Raw genomic sequence first — 19,839 nt, 5'->3', positions numbered from 1 at the left:
GCTGAAGTGTGGGCTTGCTGTCGGCTGCTGCGCCTTGCGGTCGGATGGTGGGTCAGAGGGGTGGGTGGCGGCGCAGATGGTGAGTGCCTCGGTTGGCTACCCTCTCAGGGTCAACCCCTTGAAAATCGTCTTACCTGAGAGTTCCTCATGCCGCAGATCACCGTTGAGTACTCCGCTGAGCTGACCGACGCTTTCGACCGGCGAGGTTTTGCGCTCGCTTTGCACGCTCCGGCGGCGGGCCTTCTCGAAGGTCCGCTGGACGACTTCAAGACCAGGTTCTACGCAATCGGGGAGAGTGTCATCGGCGAGGACTCCGGGAGCAACGCGATGATCCACGTGGAGCTTGCGATCCTGTCGGGCCGCGCACCCGAGACCAAGCAAGAGCTGGGTCGTATCGCCTTGGAGACGGCCAGCCGCTATCTTGCGCCGGTGCCCGGCTTGACCGTCCAGGTGACAGTCGAGGTGCGCGACCTCGACCGGGTCAACTATCACAAGCGTGTCATGGTGTGACGGGTCCGGTGGGCAGGCGGGAGTCCTCGTAGCTGTCGCTGCTGGCCAGGTAGAGAGCGAAGCCCCACCTGGTGGTGGTGCCGGGGTAGCGCAGCCGCATCAGCTTGACTCGTTCGCCGTGGGTCAGTTCCGCTTCCACGTGGGCGAAAGCTCTGCGGTGGTGGACGTGCAGCCGGTCGATCTGCGGCCAGGCAGCGCAGGCGCGTTCGCTGAGGGGCGCCTGGAGGGACAGACGGGTGTGTTCCGAGGGCGTGGGAATGGCGGCCATCCTGCCCGGCGGGCCGGATCGGGGGTGAGGCAGGAACCGGCAGGCCTTGGCCCACTTCGAAGGACGAACCTGACCAGGCCGGCACCACCACGTCACTCTCGTCTCCGTCGCCCACGCCTTCTGCACCCTGCAGCGACTGAGCCGATCCCCAAAAGAGGCGGCGCCGGCCTCAGCCTCTACCGAGTCGTTCGCGAGATGCAGTCACTCCTCGTGATCTGGACCGGCTCCTGCCCCACCTGTCACCGCGCCATGCCAGACCTTGCGCCAACACGACCAAGCACTGCTAGCTGCGGTCGCGTCATTTCTCGCGCGTAGTCGCTCCATCGGACCCTGCGCCGCATCACCGAGCAGGGCCAGGAGGGCCGGTTCGACGCGCTCGGCCTGGCGCTGAACGCCGCTGTGCAGTGGACGACCCGCTACTGGTCTGCCAGCGCTGGTCAGCGTTGGGGAACGGGTGCCGTGCAGACCTGGCGCGTAGGCAGCCGCGCCGATGCCATCCGATCCGTGGTGGGCGACTCCCGCATCGGGACCGCCCACCACGAGTCGGTGTCAGAGGTGCTTCTTGTAGAACGGGACGAGGTGGCTCAGTGCCTCTTCGACCGGCTTGGGCTGATCGTAGAGGTCGTAGTGCGACGCACCTTCGACGACGACGAGTTCCTTTTCCTTGGAGGCGGCGCGGCCGTAGATCTCGAAGCCGGCACGGTAGGAGCCGAAGCCGCCCGGCCTGTCCCCGATCACGATGCAGATGGGCTGGGTCAGCAGCACCTCGGCCCGGTCGAAGGCATCCCAGTTGGCCAGGGCCGCCTGGCGCGAGAAGCGGAAGCTGGTTGCGCCGTGCGGCGCGCCACCACGATCGGTCTTGTAGTACTCGGTCGCCTCGCACAGGTCGATCTCGGTCAGGCCGGCCTCCCTGGCCGCCTCCGGCGACGCGGGGAGCAGGTCATTGACCACGCCGTCCGCGCCGCGGGCCTCGGCCGTGCGCTGAGCGGCGATGGCCTCCAGCGCGGCAATGGGGTCGTAGTTCACGAAACCCTCGCGCATCAGACGGCCGACGTTGCCTGCGACGACGGTGCCGAGCGCCTTGATCCGGCGCTCCGTCATCGTGGCGTTGATGGCGTAACCGCCTCCGCCGCAGATGCCCAGGACACCGATGCGGTTCTCGTCCACGTAGGGCTGCGTGACCAGGTAGTCGATCACGTAGCTGAAGTCGCCCACCCGGAAGGCGGGGTCCTCGGTAAACCGTGGTTCGCCGCCGCTGGCGCCCTGGAAGCTGGCGTCGAACGCGATCACGACGAACCCTTCCTGGGCCAGCGCCGTGCCGTACACGTGGCCCGAGGTCTGCTCCTTACAGCTGCCGGTCGGGTGGGCGCTGATGATCGCGGGGTACTTCTGAGTCTCGTCGAATCCCGGCGGGAAGTAGATGTCTGCCGCGATATCCCAAGCCAAGCCCTTGACACGGACCGGCTTGACGTTGTCGTTGGTCATTTCGTTTTCTCCTCGGGGAGCGGTGTACTCCCACTGCTGCCACCTGCGAGCGATCGGCACGTAGTGCCCACTTGCTCTCGCTGGAGAGCAGCAGTTCTGGATCGCCAGACAGGTGTCTGTTCATTTTGACGCCCAGCAATTCCGGCGGGTCGCACATTCAAGTTGGCACGCATTGCACACCTCTGCAATGGGCCATCCTTGTCCCCCGACAAGGCTGTCCTGGGACAAGACCGGCCCCCTCACAAAAGGAGCCCCACGCTGTAAGAATTAGTTGCATGAGCAGCAGCAACCGCAGCGAGTTGGGTGCGTTCCTCAAGGCCCGGCGGATGGACCTCAGCCCGGCCATGGTGGGGCTGGCGGATCCCGGCGGTCGGCGCTGCGTCACGGGCCTGCGCCGGGAGGAAGTGGCCCTGCTCGCCTCGGTCAGCACCGACTAGTACACCCGTCTGGAGCAGGGTTGGTCCTCTTCAGCGTCATCGCCCCCGAGGGTTGGCGGCTCGGGCTGGTCAGGATCGAGGACGTGGCCCTCGGATGCGCCGTCAGCCTGGTGGTCGGCCTGCTGTTCCGGCCCCGGGGCGCCGCCGCCGCACTGGGTCGCGTGCTGTGCGAGGCCTTCTCCGACGGCGCCCAGCATCTGCGCGGTGCCGTCGTATCCGGACTGAGGCGATGCGACGGACCGGGAGCCGCAGCCGCAGCCCCGGCCCCGGCCTCCGGCGACTACGACCGACGGCGTGCGTCGGCCTCCGCGCGTCGGCTCGACGCCGCCTTCCGTGAATACCTCGCCGAACGCGGCACCAAGCACCTCGCGCTGGCCGACGTGACCGCGCTCGGGACGCGGTCGCCATCCTGCGGCTGCCCGCCGACGCCGTCACCGACCTGTGGTCACGCGCGGGACACACGCGCGCGGGCGACCGGGGCGCGGCGGGCGTCGAGATCCTCGGTTCCTGCGAGTCGGTCGTGACGTGGTTCGAGTCGGCGGGCGAAGCGCTGGCCGGCGGCGGCGCGCCGGGTCCTCCGGTGAGCCGCTCGGTAGTGGACGTGGCCCTCCGGGAAAGCGTGCGGCGCGACCTGACGGCGGGCACGGAACAGGGCGCGGCGACGGCCGTGAGAATGGTCTGGATGGCGGACCGCCTCGATACGATGCGCCGCCTCCAGGCCGACATCGACGGCCCCGTCCGCGCCGCGGCCGCCGCTTCCGCGTGGCGGTAGCGCAAGGTCGCAAGGTGCCGTCGCGGCGATGTACGGACGTGGCGTCCCGAAACGACGGGTGCCGGGGGAGTGTCACATGGCCTCGGCCGCCGGCCGACCGTGCTGCGGCTCGCCCTGGCCCTCCTCCTCGGGGCAGACACACTTGGCGAGACAGCGGGTGCGGGACAGCGCGAACACTCCGTAGACCACCAGGGTGGCACCCAGGAGCGCGGGCAGGAGCCACCATCCTCCGCGGGGAGACTCCGCGTAGAGCGTCACCCCGAGGAAGAAGCTCACCGTGGCGTCCCCGAGCGTGAGCGCGGGCTGGGAGCCGATGAGCGGGCCCCCTTGCATCGCGTAGCCCAGCAGGAGGATGGACACCGAGCCGGCGATCGCGAAGCCGTAGGTCTGCCAGGCCAGGAAGAACCCCGCCGCCCCCTGCTGCGACAGGACGTACATGGAGGACTTCACCAAGGCGGCCGTGAGAGCGTTGCCGACCGCCGCCGCTGCCGCCAGGCAGGCGGCCCGCGCCAGTCCCTGAGGGCGCCGCAGGCCGGCGAGGACGAGTGCCGCACCGAGACCGCCGAGGACGACGAGCGTCGGCACCCACCACATGCCGGGCACCTGCGGCCGCCCGCCGGAGGGCGCGGCCGAGAACAGGGCTACGGTCAGGCCGACGAAGATGCAGATCACGCACCCCCACGCCTTCCGGGACACGCCGACCCGGGAGACCGCGCTGCCGATCACGAGAGCCAGCGGGAGTTCGAGGATGAAGATCGGCTGTACGGTCGCCAGCGACCCCCACATCAGGGCCAGGGCCTGGAACAGCGCCGCGAAGACGGTTCCCAGGATCCCGACGAACCAGGCGGGATTGCGCAGCAGGTCGCGGACGAGACGGAGTCCCTGCCCACGGGAGTCGGGCACATGGACCACCGCCCGCCGCTGAAGCACGGTGCCCAGTGCGTTACTGGCGGCGGCCAATACGGCGAAGATGACCGCGAGAAGCATGCCGGTCGCACCGCCTCCGCGTCAGCCCAGTGCCTTCCGCAGCGCCTCCAGGCCGTCGCTGTAGATCCCGGTGAAGAGAGCGACGACGTCGGCGTCCGGGACGTCCCGCGGCGTGAACCGTCCCGACCACTGCACCTCGCTGACCGCGTCGTCCCCGGTGACGGCGTAGACGCGCAGGGTGGACAGGTAGTCGGTCACGGGGAAGGGGGCTTCGACGATGGAGTAACTGTAGAAGCGCTGCTCCTCGTCGAACGAGATCAGCCGTTCGACGATGGTCTGGCCCTCCGCGTCGCTGAGCCTTCTCATGCGGCCACCGTCCTCCAGCGTGCTGGAGGGGATGAACGGGAGCCAGTCCGGCAGCGAATCGAAGCCGCCGATCAGCCGCCATACGTGTTCGGGGGAGGCCGGGACGATCCGGCTCACCGATGTGGATGCCATGGCGCGTCTCCAAGCTCGTCGAAGAGGAGGCAGTGCGGGGTGGGGGAGAGGCAGAGGCGCCCGGCGGGTTCAGACGCCGCCCGGCAGGGGTGCCAGGGGGCTCACGAGGTCCGCCTCACGGAGTTCTCGCCAGAACTCGACGGGGATCTCCTCGTGCAGTGCGGCGAGGTCCTCGGTGATGCGGCTGGGCTTGGTCGCGCCGGGGATGACGGCGTTGCTCACCGGATGGGCGAGGGAGAACTGGAGCGCGGCGGCCTTGATCGAGACACCGTGCCGGTCGGCGATCTCCTTGATGCGCTTGACCCGCTCGATGATCTCCGGGGGCGCGTCCTGGTACTCGAAGTGGGTACCGCCGGCGAGGATGCCGGAACTGTAGGGGCCGCCCACGACCATGCCGACGTCCTGCTGCTCGGCCATGGGCAGCAGTCGCTGCAAGGCGTGCGCGTGGTCCAGGAGGGTGTACCGGCCGGCCAGCAGGAAGCCGTCGGGCTTCGGCTCGTCCAGTTCGAGGGTGAGCTCGATGGGTTCGGTGCGGTTGACCCCGAGCCCCCAGGCCTTGATGACGCCCTCGTCCCGCAGCCGGGACAGCACCCGGAAGGCTCCGGTCCGTGCTTCCTCGAACTTGCTCAGCCACAGGTCGCCGTAGAAGTCCTGGGCGATGTCGTGCACCCAGACGATGTCCAGCCGGTCCACTCCGAGGCGTTCCAGGCTGCCTTCGATGGAGCGCTCGGTGGCGTCGCCCGTCCAGTCGTGCAGGATCTTGTTGCGCCTTCCGTGCGCGAACAGGTCGCCCTTGTCCCCCAGATCCCGGCTCCCGGGTTCGACCTCGTCGAGAATCACCCGGCCCACCTTCGAGGACAGCACGAACTCGTCCCGCGGCTTCTGGGACAGCAGTTCACCCAGGCGGATCTCGGCGAGCCCGGCTCCGTACAGCGGGGCCGAGTCGAAATAGCGGATGCCCTGGTCCCAGGCGGCGTCCAGCGTCGCCGACACCTCTTCGTCCGGGACGGCGCGGAACATGTTCCCCAGGGGGGCCGTGCCGAAGCCGATGCGCTGCGGGAGGACTTGGTCGAGGGCCATGATCGGTTCCTTCGTGGATTTCGGTGTTCGCGTTCTCTGTTCGCGTCGCCCTCGTGCCCGGCCGGTGAATTCGGGACCCTGCCCCGTGCTCGGACGGAAGAATAATCCCGCATTCGCCGTACTCGGAGGCTGCAATTGAAATGCGTGTATTCGGGGTGAGTTCCTTGGTGATTAACGGCGCGTGGCCGTACCGCGGTCCCCGGCGCGGACACCCTCGAAGCACGGACACCCGCGAGCGGCGAGGGGGCTCTATGGCTCACGGCTCCGCTCAGGTGAGGACCTTGAGGATCTCCTCGGCGAGCGGTCCGGAGGACGCGGGGTTCTGTCCCGTGTAAAGGGTGCGGTCCACCACTGTGTACGGCTCCCACGCCGGCCCCCGCGAGTAGTCGGTGGGCAGCTTCTTCAGCTCGTCCTCCAGCAGCCACTTGGCCCTGTCGGCGAAACCGACACCCGCCTCCTCCTCGTTGCTGAACCCGGCCACGCGATAGCCGGCGAAAGGAGTGTCACCGTTGTCGTCACGGGTCGCGAGGATCGCGGCCGGAGCGTGGCAGACGATGCCGAGAGGCTTGCCGGAGTCCAGCGCCTCGCGCAGCAGTCGGCCGGAGTCCGCGTCGACGGCCAGGTCCTCCATCGGGCCGTGACCGCCGGGATAGTAGACCGCGTCGAAGTCATCGAGGTCCACCTCGTCGAGGGGGACGGGGTGGCGCAGTTCGTCCGCGGCCTCGATCGCGGCTTCCAGCGCCAGTGCGTTGTCCTCGCCGCCGACCATGCTGGGCCGCAGGCTCATCGTGTCCACGACCGGCACGACACCCCCCGGCGAGGCGACGGTGACCTGATGGCCGTCCTTGGTGAACACGGTGTACGGGGCGACGAACTCCTCGGCCCAGTAGCCGGTCGGGTGCCGGTGACCGTCCCGCAACGTCCAGTAACTCGCACCGGTCAGCACGAAGAGGATTTTGGCCATGAGCACTTCTCCCGCGATAAGAGTAGAAAGCGCAAATGATGAGGAGCCCGGAGCATGACGGGCCCCTGCTCAACTGTTCACAGGCACCAAAAGTAACGCGGCGTGTGACCGGGAGCAACTTGCGGCGCTGGCGGGTGATCGGCGCGGTGAAGTAATGGCCCTGTCGTTCAAAAAGGCTGGCTTAGGTATTCGAGTTCATCTCATAACCAAAAGGGATCCGGTACGCGGAAACCCGAAAAGGCGGAACAGATGCGATCGTGATCAGCGCCGGATCCGGACGGACTACCCACCCCCTTCCGGGCCGTGAGCACCGCTGCGCTCCGTCTCAGCCGGTGACGGTGTGCCGGGCGGCGGCCAGGGCACGGTGCACATCGGAGATGACGATGGATCCCTCCCCGACAGCGGAGGCCACGCGCTTGACGGAGCCCGAACGCACGTCGCCGACGGCGAAGATGCCGGGCACGCTGGTCTCCATGCTCGCGGGGTGGGAGCCGTCCGGATAGGCGACGGTCGTCGTGACATCCGGGCCGCGCCCGGAAGTTCGGCGCTCGCATCGCCTTGCCTCGCCGGGTGGAGGAACTGGACTGCACCGGTTCGCACTTCGTGCGAGGGGAAGATCCCCGAAGGAGCCGAGTCCGAAGGTCATGGGGGATGCCTTGGTGGACATGGACTATCTCCGTCGATCGTCCACTTTGGTCTTCAGCCCCGGTCCGCCGGCCCTGGCTTGCGAGTCGCTGTCATCAAACCGTCGTGAGCTTCCATACCTCGCACCTGGGCCACACGGGTCCCCTTGACGACGGGGACTGCCCCCGCAGGCGGTCAGGAGACCGGCTATCCCGTCTTGGCCGCCGCCACCGTCGCCCTTGCCGTCTTCTGCTCCTTGAGCTTCTGCACGTGCTTGTCACGCCTGCTCACCACCACTGCCGTCCCCGCGCCCGCCACGGCCAGTGCCACGGGGACCATCCATGGACGGTTGAACACATTACGAAAGACGTGGTCGAAGGAGTAGCGGCCGGGGCCCGAGATGGCGAGGGCCACGGTGGCCGCGCCAAGGACGCCAGAGAGTTCGAAGCCGCCCTTCTGGGCGAAGAAGCCGTTGGGCCAGGTCACCGCGGTCGCGCCCGCCATGGCACCGGCCGCGAGCGCCCCGGCGGCGGGCGTGGCGAGGCCGAGGGCCAGCAGAGTGCCGCCGCCTCCCTCGCCGATCCCGGCGGCCATCGCGCTCAGCTTGCCCGGCTCGAAGCCGACGGAGTCCATGAACTGGGCAGTGCCCTCGATGCCGCCCCCGCCGAACCAGCCGAACAGCTTCTGCGAGCCATGTGCGGCCAGCGTGCCGCCGACACCCAAGCGGAGCAACAGCAGCCCCAGATCACGTCGTCGGTCGCTACACGTCACGGTCACGTTGACTCCCCAGGCAGGCGGCGGAAACAGGAAGCCGGAGCGAGCCGGGCTTCTCCCGGTCCGTCCCGTCCTTTTCCTTACCGTCGCATCGAGGGCATGGGGCGGCATCCCGGCGGACGTCCCTGCCTGCTGCCCGGCCGGCCCTTACCTGTGCCTACTGCGCGACGCGGATATAGCCTAAAAGGTGGAAAACGGCGCAAAGGGGATGTTCATGGGCGATCGTGAGTTTTTCGAAGGTGACGCTGAGATCCAACGGCAGGAGGCGGCCGCCGCCGGTGAGCCACTGGAGCCACGAGTGGGCCCGGTGCCGAAAGGGCCGCCCAAGTCGAAGCCGTACACGCATCCAGCGGCGGGCTGGGGTGCGGCCAAGGCCGTCACCGAGTTCCTGGTCGACGAGCGCGAGGTCGTGGTGGGCTCGCTCGAGATGTTCAAGATGAACCAGGAGGACAGCCACGGCTTCGACTGTCCGGGCTGCGCGTGGCCCGACACCAAGGGCCTGGCGCTGGACCTGTGCGAGAACGGCATCAAGCACACCTCATGGGAGATGACGGGCAAGCGCGTCACCCGCGAGTTCTTCGAGCAGCACACCGTCAGTGAGCTGTTCGAATGGAACGACCACGACCTCGAGGCGCAGGGCCGGCTGACCGAGCCGATGGTCTACGACCCGGAGACCGACCACTATGTGCCGATCAGTTGGGCGGACGCCTTCAAGCTGTTCGGCGACACCGTCCGCGCGCTGGAGAACCCGAACCAGGCCTCGTACTACACCTCGGGGCGGCTGGGTAACGAGGCTTCCTTCCTCTACTCGCTGATGGCCCGCGAGCTCGGCACCAACAACCAGCCCGACTGCGCCAACATGTGCACGGAGGCCGGCAGCCGCGCGATGCTGGTCTCGCTCGGCACCGGCAAGGCCACCGTGGACCTCAAGGACTGGGAGAGCGCCGACGCCGTCTTCGTGATGGGCATCAACGCCGCGTCCAACGCGCCGCGCATGCTCACCCCGCTGGCTCAGCTCTACCGTGAGGGCAAGCAGCTCGTACACATCAACCCGCAGGTCGAGGCGGGCGCCACCCGCACGATCATCCCGCACGAGATCCTGGCGATGGCGACCTTCCACGCCACCCCGACCAGCAACCTGAACATCCAGCCGCGGTCCGCCGGCGACATGGCGCTGATGCGCGGCATCGCCAAGGCCACCCTGGAGATGGCCAAGACCGACTGGCGCGCCGTCGACGGGCAGTTCCTGGAGCGCTGCACGAGCGGCTACGAGGAGTACCGGCGGCTGGTCGAGGCGACCTCCTGGGACGAGATCGTCCACCAGTCGGGCGTGGCCAAGGAGGACATCCTCAAGGCCGCCGCGATCTACCGCGAGGCCGACCGGTCGATCATCACCTGGGGTCTCGGCGTCAACCAGCACGAGCACGCCGTCGACACCATCCGCGAGATCATCAACGTGCTGCTGCTGCGCGGCAACATCGGCCGCGAGGGCGCCGGCGCCGCGCCCAACCGCGGCCACAGCAACGTGCAGGGCAACCGCACCTGTGGTGTCACCAACGCCCCTTCGAAGGAGTTCCTCGACAAGCTCGCCGAGGTCTGCGGGATCGACCCGCCGTACGAGGAGGGGATGGACGTCATCGGCACCGTCGAGGCGATGGACCGCGGCGACATCAAGGTCTTCGTCGGCATGTCGGGCAACTTCGCGCTCTCCTCGCCCGACACCAGGTTCACCTACGCGAGCCTGCGGAAGGTGGACCTGACCGTCTACGTCAGCACCAAGCTCAACCGCAGTCACATCGTCCACGGCAAGCGGGCGCTGATCCTGCCGTGCCTGGGCCGCACCGAGAAGGACGTCCAGGCGGCCGGTCTGCAGCGGATCTCCGTCGAGGACGGCGATTCGATGGTCCACCTCTCGCAGGGCAACCGGCAGCCGGCCTCACCGCATCTGCTCTCCGAGCCCGCGGTCATCGCCGGTCTCGCCCGGGCGGCGCTGCCGGACTCCGGCACCCCGTGGGAGTGGTACGTCGAGGACTACGACCGCATTCGCGACACCATGGCGAAGGTCCTGTACGGCTTCGAGGACTTCAACCGGCGTGTCCGGCAGCCGATGGGCTTCCGGATCGAGCAGCCCGCCCGCGAGCGGGTGTTCCTCACCCCCTCCGGACGCGCCGAGTTCTCACACGCTCCGCTGCCCGACGTGGTGCCCCGCGACGGAAGACTCGTCCTGGGCGCGATGCGCTCACACGACCAGTGGAACACCACGATCTACACCGACAACGACCGCTACCGGGGCATCCACAACCTGCGCACGCTCGTCTTCATGAACGGCGACGACATGAGCGAGCGCGGCATCGAGGAGTTCCAGCCGACCGTGATCACGGCACACGCCAAGGACGGCACCGAGCGCACGCTGAAAGGCTTCCTCGCGGTCAAGCACGACATCCCGCGCGGCGTCGCCGCCGGCTACATGCCGGAGCTGAACCAGCTGATCTCGATCAGCGACTACAGCGCCCAGAGCGATCAGCCGCTGATGAAACAGCTGAACGTCACGATCGAACAAGACGCCTGACGGCTCCGCCCGGCCACGCCGCCGGCCATTCTCGGGTGCTTCGGGCGGGGGGATCCCCGCCGTGGCGGTTGCCCCCGTTCGTGGACATCTCTTGTGGATCAGATCGTGGGGTCGGACGTGGAGGTCTCCGGATCAGTACGAACGGACGCCCTGGGTTCGGGTGCTGGGGACCTGCTCGTCCACAGCCTCGGCCATGACGAGACCGGCGCTGACGGCCTGTCCGTCGTCGATTCCGACGTGCCGGAGGTAGGCCCACCGATCCAGCTGAGTACATGCCCAGTTGGGGTCGTATGCAGCGGTGGGCAGCTGCGGGATGCGCTTGCGACCGGTTCCATCCAGTCGGTACGGCTCCTCGAACGCTTTGTTCCACGCCTGGACAGCGGGGGTATACCGCTGTTCGGCCTCCTCGGCGCTGATCTCCAGGTAGGCCGCGATCTGTGCCCATGAGCTGCCACGTTCGACTTCGTAGATGACGGCCGATTCCAGAGTCCGTTCGGCCAGGTCGACGAGCTGCCGGGCTTGGCTGACTCGACCGCCGAATCCGGTGTCGGCATCATTGCGGGTGCCCACCAGCCCCGAGGCACCGTCAGCCACCTCCGTGGCGTTGTCGGCGAGTACGAGTCGGGCCAGCCCTTCGCGGGAGTATGCGGCTCGGTCGTGGTCATAGGGGGTGGGCTCACTCATGAGGGACAGAGTCCCATGTCCGTGAGTTCTGCGAGTACCGACGCGAGGCCGCCCGCTGGACACTCCGGCTGGGAAAATCAGGAGCCCATAGGCGAACGCGCTCACGGTTGAAATGGCTCCACCGGGGGCCGGGCGGGGTCATAGTGAGCACGGGCGAAGGCATCGTCGGCGCGGTGGACGACGTCGGCTTGCGGCGGTGCCGGCCACACGCTCAAGTAATGCTCCTCCACGGGGTCGTCGCCCTCATGCCCTTCGCCCTCGTCTCGTCCGCGTGCCTGAACCCGGACGCGATACCAGCCCTTGCCGACGGTCGCGAAGTTACCCGCGGCCTCCTCCACATCACCGCCCCACCGGAACAGTCGCAGGTCTCCGCTCGTGCTGTAGATGCTCACGTCTACTGCGGTCTCCCACTCCGGCCCCGGCGGAGGAGGTTCCTCCGCACACTGCTCGGTAGTGAGACGGATCCAGCCGGTGTGCGTTCCAGCGAACACAGTGAGATGTTCCGGGCCTCCAGCCGCCAGGCTGTTGCCCTCAAGGATCCGCCCAACCGTGTCGGCGTCGTCGTAAACGGTGAGGAAGTCATCGCCCTGCAGGTAGTACTGGCAGTACGAGACAAACATGCGATCCGAAGTCCACCGTGTGCAGCTCATTCACCGGATCATGCCCTGCCCCACTGACACCACTTGAAGTGGCCTCGGGCAGGTGGACGCGTGCGACGATCGTGTGATGGAGAGCTCCGGTCCTTTGTTCCGTCGGCGCTTGTTGCTCGAGTCGCTGGCCGTGCTGGCCGCTGATGCCCCGTCTCAGGTTGCGTGGCTGGCCAAGCACGAGGTGGTGACGGATGAGATCGCCCTGGATTTCGATCATGCCTTCGGCATGGCTGAAGCCTTGGTGGCCGAAGGGCAACTCGGTTGCGGTGTTCTGCCTGACTTGAGGAAGATCGACGCTGTTCTCAGTGAGATGAGCGGTGCGCAGAACGCTGATCGATGGACGCGAGATGCGTTGTCCGTCGACGAGGGGTGGGGTCGGACCCGGCGGCTGGCCCGCCGGGTACTCGTTGCCGAGTTGGGTGAATGGCGGCAGCCGCTGCCGGAGATCTCAATCTATGCTGCTGTCATGAACCGTTGGGAAGAGCTGACCGGAGGGACGTCCGGGCACGCCTATGCCGCACGGTTCGCGGCACTGGCCGAGGGCGGCGAGGACGTGCACGGTGAGGCGCGCTTCTGTGCCGCGCTCGTGCCCGCGGGGGCGCGCGTGCTGGACGCCGGGTGCGGTACCGGGCGGGTCATGATCCGGCTCGCGGAGCTGGGGTACGACTGCGTCGGGGTGGATCTCGACGCGTCGATGCTGGCGGTGGCGCGGCGGGAGGTGCCGGAACTTCCCTGGTTCCAGGCGGATCTGACCGAGTTCGACCCGGACCTGCTCGGCATCGTCGCGGACTTCGATCTCGTGGTCGTCGCGGGCAACGTGTTCCCGCTGCTCGCCGCCGGTACCGAGGCTCATGCGGTCGAGCGCCTGGCCGCGGTGCTGCGCCCGGGCGGTCTGCTCGTCGCCGGCTTCGGCCTGGACCGGGCCCATCTGCCGGTGCCGCCCGGCATTGCTTTGCCGGAGTACGACAAGTGCTGCGCCGAGGCCGGTCTCACCCTCGTCGACCGCTTCGCCACCTGGGACGCGGACCCGTACGACGGCGGCGGTTATGCCGTCAGCGTCCACCGCAGGTGAGGCGGGCCTTGCGAAGCTGACCCCCTCCCGTTTATCGTCACTCAGACGTTAATGGGAGGGGTGAGGACGGCATGTCTGTCTCGGACGCGCTCGGCGCCTTGGTCGCGCCACTGAACCACCAGTTGTTCCAGGTCGGCCAGGATGCCGTCACATGGTCCGAGCTGCTCGGCTTCGGCACGGGGGCCGTCTGCGTGTGGCTGTGCGTCAGGGTCAGTGTGTGGAACTTCCCCGTGGGCATCGCCAACAACCTCTTCTTCCTGGTGCTGTTCTGGAGTGCCCGCCTCTACGCGGACGCCGCACTCCAGGTCGTCTACCTGGTCCTCGCCGCCTACGGCTGGCTGATGTGGCTGCGTGGCGGAGAGCGGCGCTCGCGCCTGCGCATGGGCCACGCGTCCAGGTCTTCGCTGCTCGTCCTGGCGGCACTGGTGGTCCTGGCCACCTGGGGGCTGACGGTGCTGCTGACACGTGTCCACGACGTCGCGCCCTTCTGGGACGCGCTCACCACGGCGCTGTCGCTGGCCGCGCAGTGGCTGCTCAACGCGAAGCAGATCGAGAACTGGTGGTTCTGGATCGCCGCCGACCTCGTCTACATCCCCCTCTACTTCGTCAAAGCGCTGGACCTCACCGCCATCGTCTACACGTTGTTCCTGGCCATGTGCCTGACCGGATGGCGGTCCTGGCGGCGCGAACTGGCCGCCGCCCGACCCTCCGACGGAGAAACCGTCCCGGACCGGACGGTGACCGCATGAGATCGTCCTTCGCCCACGGGCTGGTCATCGGCAAGTTCTATCCACCCCACTCCGGTCACCACTTCCTGATCCGCTCCGCCGCGGACGCCTGCGCGCGCGTCACGGTCGTCGTCATGGCGGCCGGTCACGAGTCGATACCCCTCGCGGAACGCGTCGCCTGGATCAGCGAGCACTGGGCCGGCGATCCCCACGTCGCCGTCGTCGGCATCGTCGACGACCTGCCGGTGGACTACGACAGCGAAACCGCCTGGGACGGCCATGTCGCCCTGATGCGCGAGGCCGTCGCCGCCGCCCCGCCCGCCCCCGACGTGGACGCGGTCTTCAGCTCCGAGCCCTACTGCACCGAACTCGCTCGCCGCTTCGACGCCGCACCGGTCCTGCTGGACCTCGGCCGTACCACCTTCGCGGTCTCCGGCACCCAGGTCCGGGCCGACCCCGTCGGTCGCTGGGAGGAGATCGAACCGCCGGTGCGCGCCTGGCTCGCCCGGCGCGTCGTCGTCCTCGGCGCGGAGTCCACCGGTACGACCACGCTCTCCCGGGACCTCGCCACCGCCCTGCGGGCCCGCGGCGGCCCGCACGCGCTCACCCGCTGGGTACCCGAGTACGGACGCGAACTGACCGTTGCCAAACTCGCCTCCGCCCGCGCGGTCGCCCGCCCCGCCGAGCCGCTGCCGGCCATGTCCGACCTGGAGTGGCACGACACGGACTTCGAGCTGGTCGCACACCGTCAGAACCAGAGCGAGCAGCACGCGGCCCGCACCGGCGGACCGGTGCTCGTGTGCGACACCGACGCGTTGGCCACGGCCGTCTGGCAGGAACGCTACAGAGGCCGCGCCACCGACCCCGTCCGGAAGGCGGCCGCGGCCATGCCGCCGCGCGCCCTTTACCTGCTCACCTCCGACGAGGGCGTTCCCTTCGACGACGACGGCCTGCGCGACGGTGAACACCTGCGCCCCTGGATGACCGAACGCTTCCGCGATGTCCTCACCGCCTCCGGCGCCGCGTGGCTCGAACTGCGAGGCGACCGCCCCACACGCGTGGCCGCCGCGCTCCGTGCCGTCGACCGGCTTCTGCTCGACGGCTGGGACCTGGCGGATCCGCTCGGCTGACGTATCAGGTGCCCGGTTCACGGTTACGGGGGAGATCCGGGCCTTGCCCGTGCTGCGGAAGGCCGGTGTTGCTCCGGTTCGTCATGAGCGGACTGCTCACGCGGCCGAGGTGGGGGAGAGACGGGCCGACCTGGCCGGGCCACGCGTCCGCTGCGCCCGCACGTCCGTCTATGAGGCCAAGTACGTCGTCAGCGACGGCCAGATCAAGGCGTACTACAACGGCACCCTGGAGGCGACGATCGCGTACACCGGCTCCGGCAACTACTTCAAGGCCGGCGCCTACGTCCAGGCCAACTGCACAAACTCCAGCCCCTGCAGTTCCACCAACTACGGTGAGACCAACGCCTACAGCGTCACCGTCAGCCATACCTGAGGTTGATCGAGCGGAGCGCTCGTCCGGAGCCGGGAACGAGGGACCGGCAACCTCGACGCCCGCCCACGACCTCCACGCCTCAAGGCCCCCCTCGGCGCTGCCCTCACCGAGGCCGTGAGCGGGCGTCGGGGAGTTGGGCATCGACCGTGTCGGCGAGCACGACCAGACCCGCGCCGGCGCTCGTCATCGCCTGGGCGTAGGAACCCATGAGGGAGGTGCCGGCCCGGGAGGCGTCCGCCAGGCAGACGTCCACGGCGACGGACTCGTCGAGGTCACGGGCGTGCTTGACCAGGTCGACCCCGGCCTGGAGGGCCTCGGCCGCCGTTCCCCTGTGATGAGTGGTGTGGCGACACACCAGAAGGGCCCCAGGTGGTCGCGGCGAGCGACGAGCACCTGGGGCCCTTCCAGTGGTGACCGCTTACGCGGCGCCCTGTGAGGCGGACAGCCAGGCGCGGTAGCGGCGCAGGGCCCGTCGCTGCTTTCGCTGCTCGGAGATGAGGGCGATCGCCGGGTGGGTGTGCGGCGTGGGGCGGCTTCCGCGGGCGATGCGGCGCATCTGGTGGCGGACCTGTGCCATGCCGGCGGCAGAGGCGAGGGCCTTGTCGGACCAGGTGACCGGTCGCAGCTGGTCGTCGGCCTCGCGGCCGTGGCGCCAGCGGTCGGGCAGGTCCGGGGTGACGGCGAGGGCGGTGCCCATGCCGATGACCGCCACGCCGCTGTCGAGGACCCTGTCGGCGGTCTCGCGTCGGGTGATGCCGCCGGTGAGCATCAGCGGCAGCGGGCTGGTCTTGACCAGGTCCTTCGCGAGGTCGAGGAAGTAGGCCTCGCGGGCCTGGGTGCGCGCGTCGGCGGCGCGGCCGGACATCGCCGGGCTCTCGTAGCTGCCGCCGGACAGTTCGACCAGGTCGACGGCGAGCGGTGCGAGCATCTCGATCACCTGGCGTGCGTCGTCGGCGTCGAAGCCGCCGCGCTGGAAGTCGGCGGAGTTGAGCTTCACGGCGACCGCGAAGGACGGGGAGACGGCGGCGCGCACGGCGCGGACCACGTCCAGCAGCATTCGGGCCCGGTTCTCCAGCGAGCCGCCCCACTGGTCGGTGCGCTTGTTGACCAGGGGGGAGAGGAACTGTGAGAGCAGGTAGCCGTGCGCGGCGTGGACCTCAACACCGTCGAAACCGGCCTGTTCGGCGCGTTGGGCGGTGACCGCGTACCGGGTCACGGTGGCCTGGATCTGCTCGGGGGTCATGGCGACGGGCTTGCCGAAGCGGCTGCTGTGCTTGCCCAGGTCGAGGGCAACCGCGGACGGGCCCCATACGACGCCGGGCATGTCGGACCCGATCTGGCGACCGGGGTGGTTGATCTGCATCCAGATCGCCCCGCCACCGGCCTTGCCGGCCTTGGCCCACTCGACGAACGGCTCCAGCGGCGCGGCCTCGTCGAGCACCACGCCGGCGGGGCCGGTCAGTGCCTCGGCGTGGACCATGACGTTGCCGGTGATGAGCAGTCCGCTGCCGCCCTTCGCCCAGCGGCGGTACAGCCCGATCAGCTCCTTGTCGGGGAGCTGGCCGTCGCCGGCCATGTTCTCCTCCATGGCCGCCTTGGCGATCCGGTTGTTCAGTACCTGGCCGGAGCGCAGGGACAATGGCGAGAACAGCTCGCTGGTCATCCGAGGTCCCCTCTCGATCTCGATCGCTTACGATGTATGCAGCGTTCACATTAGGTCGGCGATGTAAGCGACGTAAACATGAGGGAGCGTGACCTATGTCGCAAGCGAGCAGCTCGTATCACCACGGCGATCTGCGCGCCGCCTGCCTGCGCGCCGCGCGGGAACTGCTGGAGGAGGACGGCAGCGCCGGGCTGTCGCTGCGGGCGGTTGCGCGGCGGGCGGGAGTGTCGGCGACGGCTCCCTACCGCCATTACGCGGACCGTGACGCGCTGGTCTCCGCTGTCGCCGCGGAGGGCTACCGCGAACTCGCCGAACATCTGTCCGCGGCGCATCCCTTGCCCACGACTCCCGACGAGCTCGCCGCGATCGCCGTTGCCTACGTGCGTTTCGCACTGGAGCGCCCGGCGATGTTCCGGGTGATGTTCGCCGAGCCCTGTGATCCGACCAGCGAGGAACGGGTCAGCGCGACCGCTGCCATCTCGGAGTACGTCCGGGGTGTCGTCCGCGGCGCGTTCCCCGGCGCCGATCCGGACGCGCTTGCGACGACGGTATGGGCCCTCGTCCACGGCCTGGCGTTCCTGCACCTGGACGGCAAGCTCGACACCTCCACCCCCGAGGTGGTCGCCGACCAGGTCCGCGCCGCCGTCCATGCACTGTTCACCGCCCCTGCGGCGATGTCACAGGCGGCAGCCGCATCGGACAGGCAGGCGCCGGTATAGCGGGTCACGCGCCATCGGCACGGGCCGGCGAGCGGGCAGGGCGGTGTCGGGGCGGTATTCGGCCGCGCCGCCATGACCTTCATCCGCGCTGCGGCCGCCTCCTTTCAACCGGCCTGATCCGGCGCACGCCGACGCGGACTCGACGAAACCGCCCCGCTTCGGTTTTTGGCTGCACTCGGCCACGTGGTCGACGGCCCACTTCGACCGGACTCGACCCGCACCACCGACCATGTCGCTCGCCTCACCGGCCGACCGGCCGGCACCTTTGCACAGTTGGCCGGCGCGACTGAGTACCTCTGGTCCTGTCAACAGGTATGGGGCATCGTCTTCAGCGGGCGGCATTGCGCCGGTTCAGCAGGACAACCTGCGCGGCCGGCTCCTCAATTCGCTTGCGAATGCCCAGGTCAGCTGGGGCAAGATGCTCCGATGAACGTGGACAGGGAAAGCAGCGTGGCCGAGGTCATCGAGCGAGAGTTGCAGTTGCTGAGTCCGGCCGGGCGGTCCTCCAGGGCATTGGCGGATCAACTCCTCGATCCGGAGTTCGTGGAAGTAGGCGCCTCGGGGCGCAGGTGGGATCGCCAGTCGATGCTCGCGGCGCTGCCGGTCATGCAGGGTGCGGCCGACGATGGCCCGCAGTACGTGCCTACCGAGATGACCGGCACCGTATTGGCGCCGGGGATTGTGCACCTGACGTTCGAAACCATGCTCGATGGCAGGCGAGCCCGGAGGAGCTCGATCTGGCGGAAGTCGGATGACGCCTCCGGTTGGCGGATGTACTACCACCAGGCCACGCCTGTGCCGGATGCATGAGGCAGGAGCCTGTTCGACGACCCCACCACCGTCTTCGATGCGGTCATGGACGCCTTGGGGTGGTCCGCGGCCTCTGGCGGACGCCGCCGGCCGGCGGGCCCCAGGACGGCCGTCCGGCTCCACTCGCAACATCCAGGGGACGTCACGTTCGGCGTATGACATGCGACAGGGCCCGGTCTCGTGAGACCGGGCCCTGTCGTTGGTAGCGGGGACAGGATTTGAACCTGCGACCTCTGGGTTATGAGCCCAGCGAGCTACCGAGCTGCTCCACCCCGCGTCGGTAATCACCATCCTACCTTGCGATCAGGGGAAGGTTTCACCGAGTGACGCCGTGCAGTGGACGAGAGGGCCTTCTGCACCGCCGGGGCCACGCCGTGGCACTGTGCTCCGGCATCGGCGCCGGAGCACCGGCCGGTGCGGGTGCCGGCTGAGCTTCAGCCGGCAAATCCTCGGAAGACGCCCTCGGGATCATTCCTGGCCGCGTCGGCGAAATCGCCGAAGTCCAGGTTGGCGATCATCAGGTTCGCGTTCATCTCGTGGATTCCGTACGGCATCACGCGGAACGCGCCGCCGTACGCCTCGAACTCCTCGTCACTTTCGCACCGATCCCTGGTCAGCAGGGACAACGCCAGCAACGTGACAGGGGTCTCCTGCATGGTGACGCGGTCGGCGAGGTAGACGACGCCGCGGCCCTCTCCGTGCGCGGATGCCTCGTGCCAGCCGCTCTGGGGCGTACCGGGCTCGCAGGTAGGCGGCGACCTCACCGCACCACATCCGCAGGAACACCCGCAACGGTCCCTCCGCGAGATCGAACCGGCGGGCTATCCAGGACGAGAACGCCCGCAGTGGCATCGCCGCGTGCACCTCGCAGATCCGGATGATGCGGTGGGTGCGGGCCGCGGTCAGGTCGTGGGGGCGGCCCGGCAGCGCGGGCGAGATCCACAGCACGGTGCCTTCGGAGTCGGTGACGACCTGGTCGTTCACCCCGTGGAGGCGGTGCTCGGGCATGTCGCCGCGTAGGCGGACGGCACCGGCACCCGTCGATTATCTGCGGCCTTTTGTATCAATCTTGCGCACGTTCATAGACTCTCTTTCTCGCCGC

The 19,839-nt window shown here is 68.6% G+C and carries 23 protein-coding genes, 1 tRNA gene and 3 pseudogenes; 12 read left to right on the top strand and 15 right to left on the bottom strand.

What is annotated here, in order from left to right:
• Positions 1-147 precede the first annotated feature (147 nt).
• Positions 148-510 carry a 5-carboxymethyl-2-hydroxymuconate Delta-isomerase gene (locus OIB37_RS00955; RefSeq protein WP_330455568.1) on the top strand — a complete coding sequence of 121 codons (363 nt, stop codon included), beginning with the start codon at positions 148-150 and terminating at the stop codon, positions 508-510.
• Here OIB37_RS00955 and OIB37_RS00950 read toward each other — a convergent pair.
• Positions 500-778 carry a hypothetical protein gene (locus OIB37_RS00950; protein WP_330455567.1) on the bottom strand — a complete coding sequence of 93 codons (279 nt, stop codon included), beginning with the start codon at positions 776-778 and terminating at the stop codon, positions 500-502. The genes OIB37_RS00955 and OIB37_RS00950 overlap by 11 nt on opposite strands.
• Positions 779-824: 46 nt before the next feature.
• On the opposite strand from OIB37_RS00950, the pseudogene OIB37_RS36200 reads away from it, so the two are divergent.
• A pseudogene (locus tag OIB37_RS36200) lies at positions 825-992 on the top strand (IS701 family transposase); the annotation flags it as partial.
• A 335-nt stretch (positions 993-1,327) separates the two neighbouring features.
• On the opposite strand, the gene OIB37_RS00945 reads toward OIB37_RS36200, so the two are convergent.
• On the bottom strand, positions 1,328-2,263 hold the full coding sequence (locus OIB37_RS00945; protein WP_330455566.1) for an alpha/beta hydrolase: 936 nt from the start codon (positions 2,261-2,263) through the stop codon (positions 1,328-1,330).
• A gap of 275 nt (positions 2,264-2,538) precedes the next feature.
• Between OIB37_RS00945 and OIB37_RS00940 the strand changes: the two are divergent.
• The 3 genes and pseudogenes from OIB37_RS00940 to OIB37_RS00930 form a co-directional block, all read left to right on the top strand.
• Positions 2,539-2,697, top strand: a pseudogene (locus OIB37_RS00940) (transcriptional regulator); the annotation flags it as partial.
• 23 nt (positions 2,698-2,720) lie between these two features.
• Positions 2,721-3,224 (top strand): hypothetical protein, encoded by a 504-nt coding sequence (locus OIB37_RS00935; protein WP_330455565.1) that lies wholly within the window; start codon positions 2,721-2,723, stop codon positions 3,222-3,224.
• Positions 3,221-3,472 (top strand): hypothetical protein, encoded by a 252-nt coding sequence (locus tag OIB37_RS00930; RefSeq protein ID WP_330455564.1) that lies wholly within the window; start codon positions 3,221-3,223, stop codon positions 3,470-3,472. Before OIB37_RS00935 ends, OIB37_RS00930 begins: the two co-directional genes overlap by 4 nt.
• 72 nt (positions 3,473-3,544) lie before the next feature.
• Here OIB37_RS00930 and OIB37_RS00925 read toward each other — a convergent pair whose 3' ends face one another.
• The 6 genes from OIB37_RS00925 to OIB37_RS00900 form a co-directional block, all read right to left on the bottom strand.
• Positions 3,545-4,459 carry a DMT family transporter gene (locus tag OIB37_RS00925; RefSeq protein WP_330455563.1) on the bottom strand — a complete coding sequence of 305 codons (915 nt, stop codon included), beginning with the start codon at positions 4,457-4,459 and terminating at the stop codon, positions 3,545-3,547.
• A gap of 21 nt (positions 4,460-4,480) precedes the next feature.
• Positions 4,481-4,897 (bottom strand): SRPBCC family protein, encoded by a 417-nt coding sequence (locus tag OIB37_RS00920; RefSeq protein ID WP_330455562.1) that lies wholly within the window; start codon positions 4,895-4,897, stop codon positions 4,481-4,483.
• Positions 4,898-4,966: 69 nt separating this feature from the next.
• Positions 4,967-5,977, bottom strand: coding sequence for an aldo/keto reductase (locus tag OIB37_RS00915; protein WP_330455561.1), 1,011 nt, complete (start codon positions 5,975-5,977; stop codon positions 4,967-4,969).
• A 268-nt stretch (positions 5,978-6,245) separates the two neighbouring features.
• Positions 6,246-6,941 carry a type 1 glutamine amidotransferase domain-containing protein gene (locus OIB37_RS00910; RefSeq protein WP_330455560.1) on the bottom strand — a complete coding sequence of 232 codons (696 nt, stop codon included), beginning with the start codon at positions 6,939-6,941 and terminating at the stop codon, positions 6,246-6,248.
• Between the two features lie 325 nt (positions 6,942-7,266).
• Complete coding sequence (locus OIB37_RS00905; protein WP_330462090.1) at positions 7,267-7,416, bottom strand: hypothetical protein; 150 nt, start codon at positions 7,414-7,416, stop codon at positions 7,267-7,269.
• Between the two features lie 356 nt (positions 7,417-7,772).
• On the bottom strand, positions 7,773-8,336 hold the full coding sequence (locus tag OIB37_RS00900) for a DoxX family protein (RefSeq protein ID WP_330461743.1): 564 nt from the start codon (positions 8,334-8,336) through the stop codon (positions 7,773-7,775).
• 217 nt (positions 8,337-8,553) lie between these two features.
• On the opposite strand from OIB37_RS00900, the gene OIB37_RS00895 reads away from it, so the two are divergent.
• The gene (locus OIB37_RS00895; RefSeq protein ID WP_330455559.1) at positions 8,554-10,908 is read left to right on the top strand and encodes an FdhF/YdeP family oxidoreductase; all 2,355 of its coding nucleotides are present in this window, start codon (positions 8,554-8,556) and stop codon (positions 10,906-10,908) included.
• A gap of 132 nt (positions 10,909-11,040) precedes the next feature.
• On the opposite strand, the gene OIB37_RS00890 is transcribed toward OIB37_RS00895, so the two are convergent.
• Both OIB37_RS00890 and OIB37_RS00885 read right to left on the bottom strand, forming a co-directional pair.
• Entirely contained in the window at positions 11,041-11,592 is a 552-nt protein-coding gene (locus OIB37_RS00890; RefSeq protein ID WP_330455558.1) for a hypothetical protein, read from the bottom strand.
• Between the two features lie 101 nt (positions 11,593-11,693).
• Positions 11,694-12,212, bottom strand: a complete 519-nt coding sequence (locus OIB37_RS00885; protein ID WP_330455557.1) for a hypothetical protein — start codon at positions 12,210-12,212, stop codon at positions 11,694-11,696.
• A 496-nt stretch (positions 12,213-12,708) separates the two neighbouring features.
• Between OIB37_RS00885 and OIB37_RS00880 the strand changes: the two genes are divergently transcribed.
• The 4 genes from OIB37_RS00880 (at position 12,709) to OIB37_RS00865 (ending at position 15,545) form a co-directional block, all read left to right on the top strand.
• Entirely contained in the window at positions 12,709-13,314 is a 606-nt protein-coding gene (locus tag OIB37_RS00880; protein WP_330461742.1) for a class I SAM-dependent methyltransferase, read from the top strand.
• A gap of 71 nt (positions 13,315-13,385) precedes the next feature.
• Positions 13,386-14,063 (top strand): nicotinamide riboside transporter PnuC, encoded by a 678-nt coding sequence (pnuC, locus tag OIB37_RS00875; RefSeq protein WP_330455556.1) that lies wholly within the window; start codon positions 13,386-13,388, stop codon positions 14,061-14,063.
• Positions 14,060-15,172, top strand: a complete 1,113-nt coding sequence (locus OIB37_RS00870) for an AAA family ATPase (RefSeq protein WP_330455555.1) — start codon at positions 14,060-14,062, stop codon at positions 15,170-15,172. The genes pnuC and OIB37_RS00870 overlap by 4 nt, the downstream gene beginning before the upstream one ends.
• 109 nt (positions 15,173-15,281) lie before the next feature.
• Positions 15,282-15,545: a polysaccharide lyase family 7 protein gene (locus OIB37_RS00865; RefSeq protein WP_330455554.1), complete on the top strand. Its 264-nt coding sequence runs from the start codon at positions 15,282-15,284 to the stop codon at positions 15,543-15,545.
• Positions 15,546-15,648: 103 nt separating this feature from the next.
• On the opposite strand, the gene OIB37_RS00860 is transcribed toward OIB37_RS00865, so the two are convergent.
• Together OIB37_RS00860 and OIB37_RS00855 are read right to left on the bottom strand one after the other, a co-directional pair.
• A complete protein-coding gene (locus OIB37_RS00860) occupies positions 15,649-15,900 on the bottom strand; it encodes a hypothetical protein (RefSeq protein WP_330455553.1) in 252 nt (83 codons plus the stop codon).
• 63 nt (positions 15,901-15,963) lie between these two features.
• On the bottom strand, positions 15,964-17,208 hold the full coding sequence (locus tag OIB37_RS00855) for an NADH:flavin oxidoreductase/NADH oxidase family protein (protein WP_330455552.1): 1,245 nt from the start codon (positions 17,206-17,208) through the stop codon (positions 15,964-15,966).
• A 95-nt stretch (positions 17,209-17,303) separates the two neighbouring features.
• Here OIB37_RS00855 and OIB37_RS00850 point away from each other — a divergent pair, with 95 nt between their 5' ends.
• Entirely contained in the window at positions 17,304-17,927 is a 624-nt protein-coding gene (locus tag OIB37_RS00850) for a TetR/AcrR family transcriptional regulator (protein WP_330455551.1), read from the top strand.
• Between the two features lie 426 nt (positions 17,928-18,353).
• On the top strand, positions 18,354-18,737 hold the full coding sequence (locus OIB37_RS00845) for a nuclear transport factor 2 family protein (RefSeq protein ID WP_330455550.1): 384 nt from the start codon (positions 18,354-18,356) through the stop codon (positions 18,735-18,737).
• 200 nt (positions 18,738-18,937) lie between these two features.
• Here OIB37_RS00845 and OIB37_RS00840 read toward each other — a convergent pair.
• From OIB37_RS00840 to OIB37_RS00830, 3 genes and pseudogenes are all read right to left on the bottom strand, one after another.
• Positions 18,938-19,014: transfer RNA gene (locus OIB37_RS00840), tRNA-Met, on the bottom strand.
• Between the two features lie 157 nt (positions 19,015-19,171).
• Positions 19,172-19,501 carry a DUF6924 domain-containing protein gene (locus OIB37_RS00835; RefSeq protein ID WP_330462089.1) on the bottom strand — a complete coding sequence of 110 codons (330 nt, stop codon included), beginning with the start codon at positions 19,499-19,501 and terminating at the stop codon, positions 19,172-19,174.
• A gap of 100 nt (positions 19,502-19,601) precedes the next feature.
• Positions 19,602-19,739 (bottom strand): annotated as a pseudogene (locus tag OIB37_RS00830) (IS5/IS1182 family transposase); the annotation flags it as partial.
• Between the last annotated feature and the right edge of the window lie 100 nt (positions 19,740-19,839).

Origin of the sequence: Streptomyces sp. NBC_00820 (assembly GCF_036347055.1) — a bacterium.
Lineage (GTDB): Bacteria > Actinomycetota > Actinomycetes > Streptomycetales > Streptomycetaceae > Streptomyces.
This window is presented reverse-complemented; position numbering and strand designations above follow the sequence as displayed.

What these genes read in the sequence shown, in the direction of transcription:
- OIB37_RS00910 (WP_330455560.1), bottom strand. Translation starts at nt 6,941, where the DNA reads ATGGCCAAAATCCTCTTCGTGCTGACCGGTGCGAGTTACTGGACGTTG.
- OIB37_RS00880 (WP_330461742.1), top strand. Translation starts at nt 12,709, where the DNA reads ATGAACCGTTGGGAAGAGCTGACCGGAGGGACGTCCGGGCACGCCTAT.
- OIB37_RS00905 (WP_330462090.1), bottom strand. Translation starts at nt 7,416, where the DNA reads ATGGAGACCAGCGTGCCCGGCATCTTCGCCGTCGGCGACGTGCGTTCG.
- OIB37_RS00915 (WP_330455561.1), bottom strand. Translation starts at nt 5,977, where the DNA reads ATGGCCCTCGACCAAGTCCTCCCGCAGCGCATCGGCTTCGGCACGGCC.
- OIB37_RS00920 (WP_330455562.1), bottom strand. Translation starts at nt 4,897, where the DNA reads ATGGCATCCACATCGGTGAGCCGGATCGTCCCGGCCTCCCCCGAACAC.
- pnuC (WP_330455556.1), top strand. Translation starts at nt 13,386, where the DNA reads ATGTCTGTCTCGGACGCGCTCGGCGCCTTGGTCGCGCCACTGAACCAC.
- OIB37_RS00870 (WP_330455555.1), top strand. Translation starts at nt 14,060, where the DNA reads ATGAGATCGTCCTTCGCCCACGGGCTGGTCATCGGCAAGTTCTATCCA.
- OIB37_RS00885 (WP_330455557.1), bottom strand. Translation starts at nt 12,212, where the DNA reads ATGTTTGTCTCGTACTGCCAGTACTACCTGCAGGGCGATGACTTCCTC.
- OIB37_RS00925 (WP_330455563.1), bottom strand. Translation starts at nt 4,459, where the DNA reads ATGCTTCTCGCGGTCATCTTCGCCGTATTGGCCGCCGCCAGTAACGCA.
- OIB37_RS00955 (WP_330455568.1), top strand. Translation starts at nt 148, where the DNA reads ATGCCGCAGATCACCGTTGAGTACTCCGCTGAGCTGACCGACGCTTTC.
- OIB37_RS00850 (WP_330455551.1), top strand. Translation starts at nt 17,304, where the DNA reads ATGTCGCAAGCGAGCAGCTCGTATCACCACGGCGATCTGCGCGCCGCC.
- OIB37_RS00945 (WP_330455566.1), bottom strand. Translation starts at nt 2,263, where the DNA reads ATGACCAACGACAACGTCAAGCCGGTCCGTGTCAAGGGCTTGGCTTGG.
- OIB37_RS00855 (WP_330455552.1), bottom strand. Translation starts at nt 17,208, where the DNA reads ATGACCAGCGAGCTGTTCTCGCCATTGTCCCTGCGCTCCGGCCAGGTA.
- OIB37_RS00950 (WP_330455567.1), bottom strand. Translation starts at nt 778, where the DNA reads ATGGCCGCCATTCCCACGCCCTCGGAACACACCCGTCTGTCCCTCCAG.
- OIB37_RS00845 (WP_330455550.1), top strand. Translation starts at nt 18,354, where the DNA reads ATGAACGTGGACAGGGAAAGCAGCGTGGCCGAGGTCATCGAGCGAGAG.
- OIB37_RS00890 (WP_330455558.1), bottom strand. Translation starts at nt 11,592, where the DNA reads ATGAGTGAGCCCACCCCCTATGACCACGACCGAGCCGCATACTCCCGC.
- OIB37_RS00895 (WP_330455559.1), top strand. Translation starts at nt 8,554, where the DNA reads ATGGGCGATCGTGAGTTTTTCGAAGGTGACGCTGAGATCCAACGGCAG.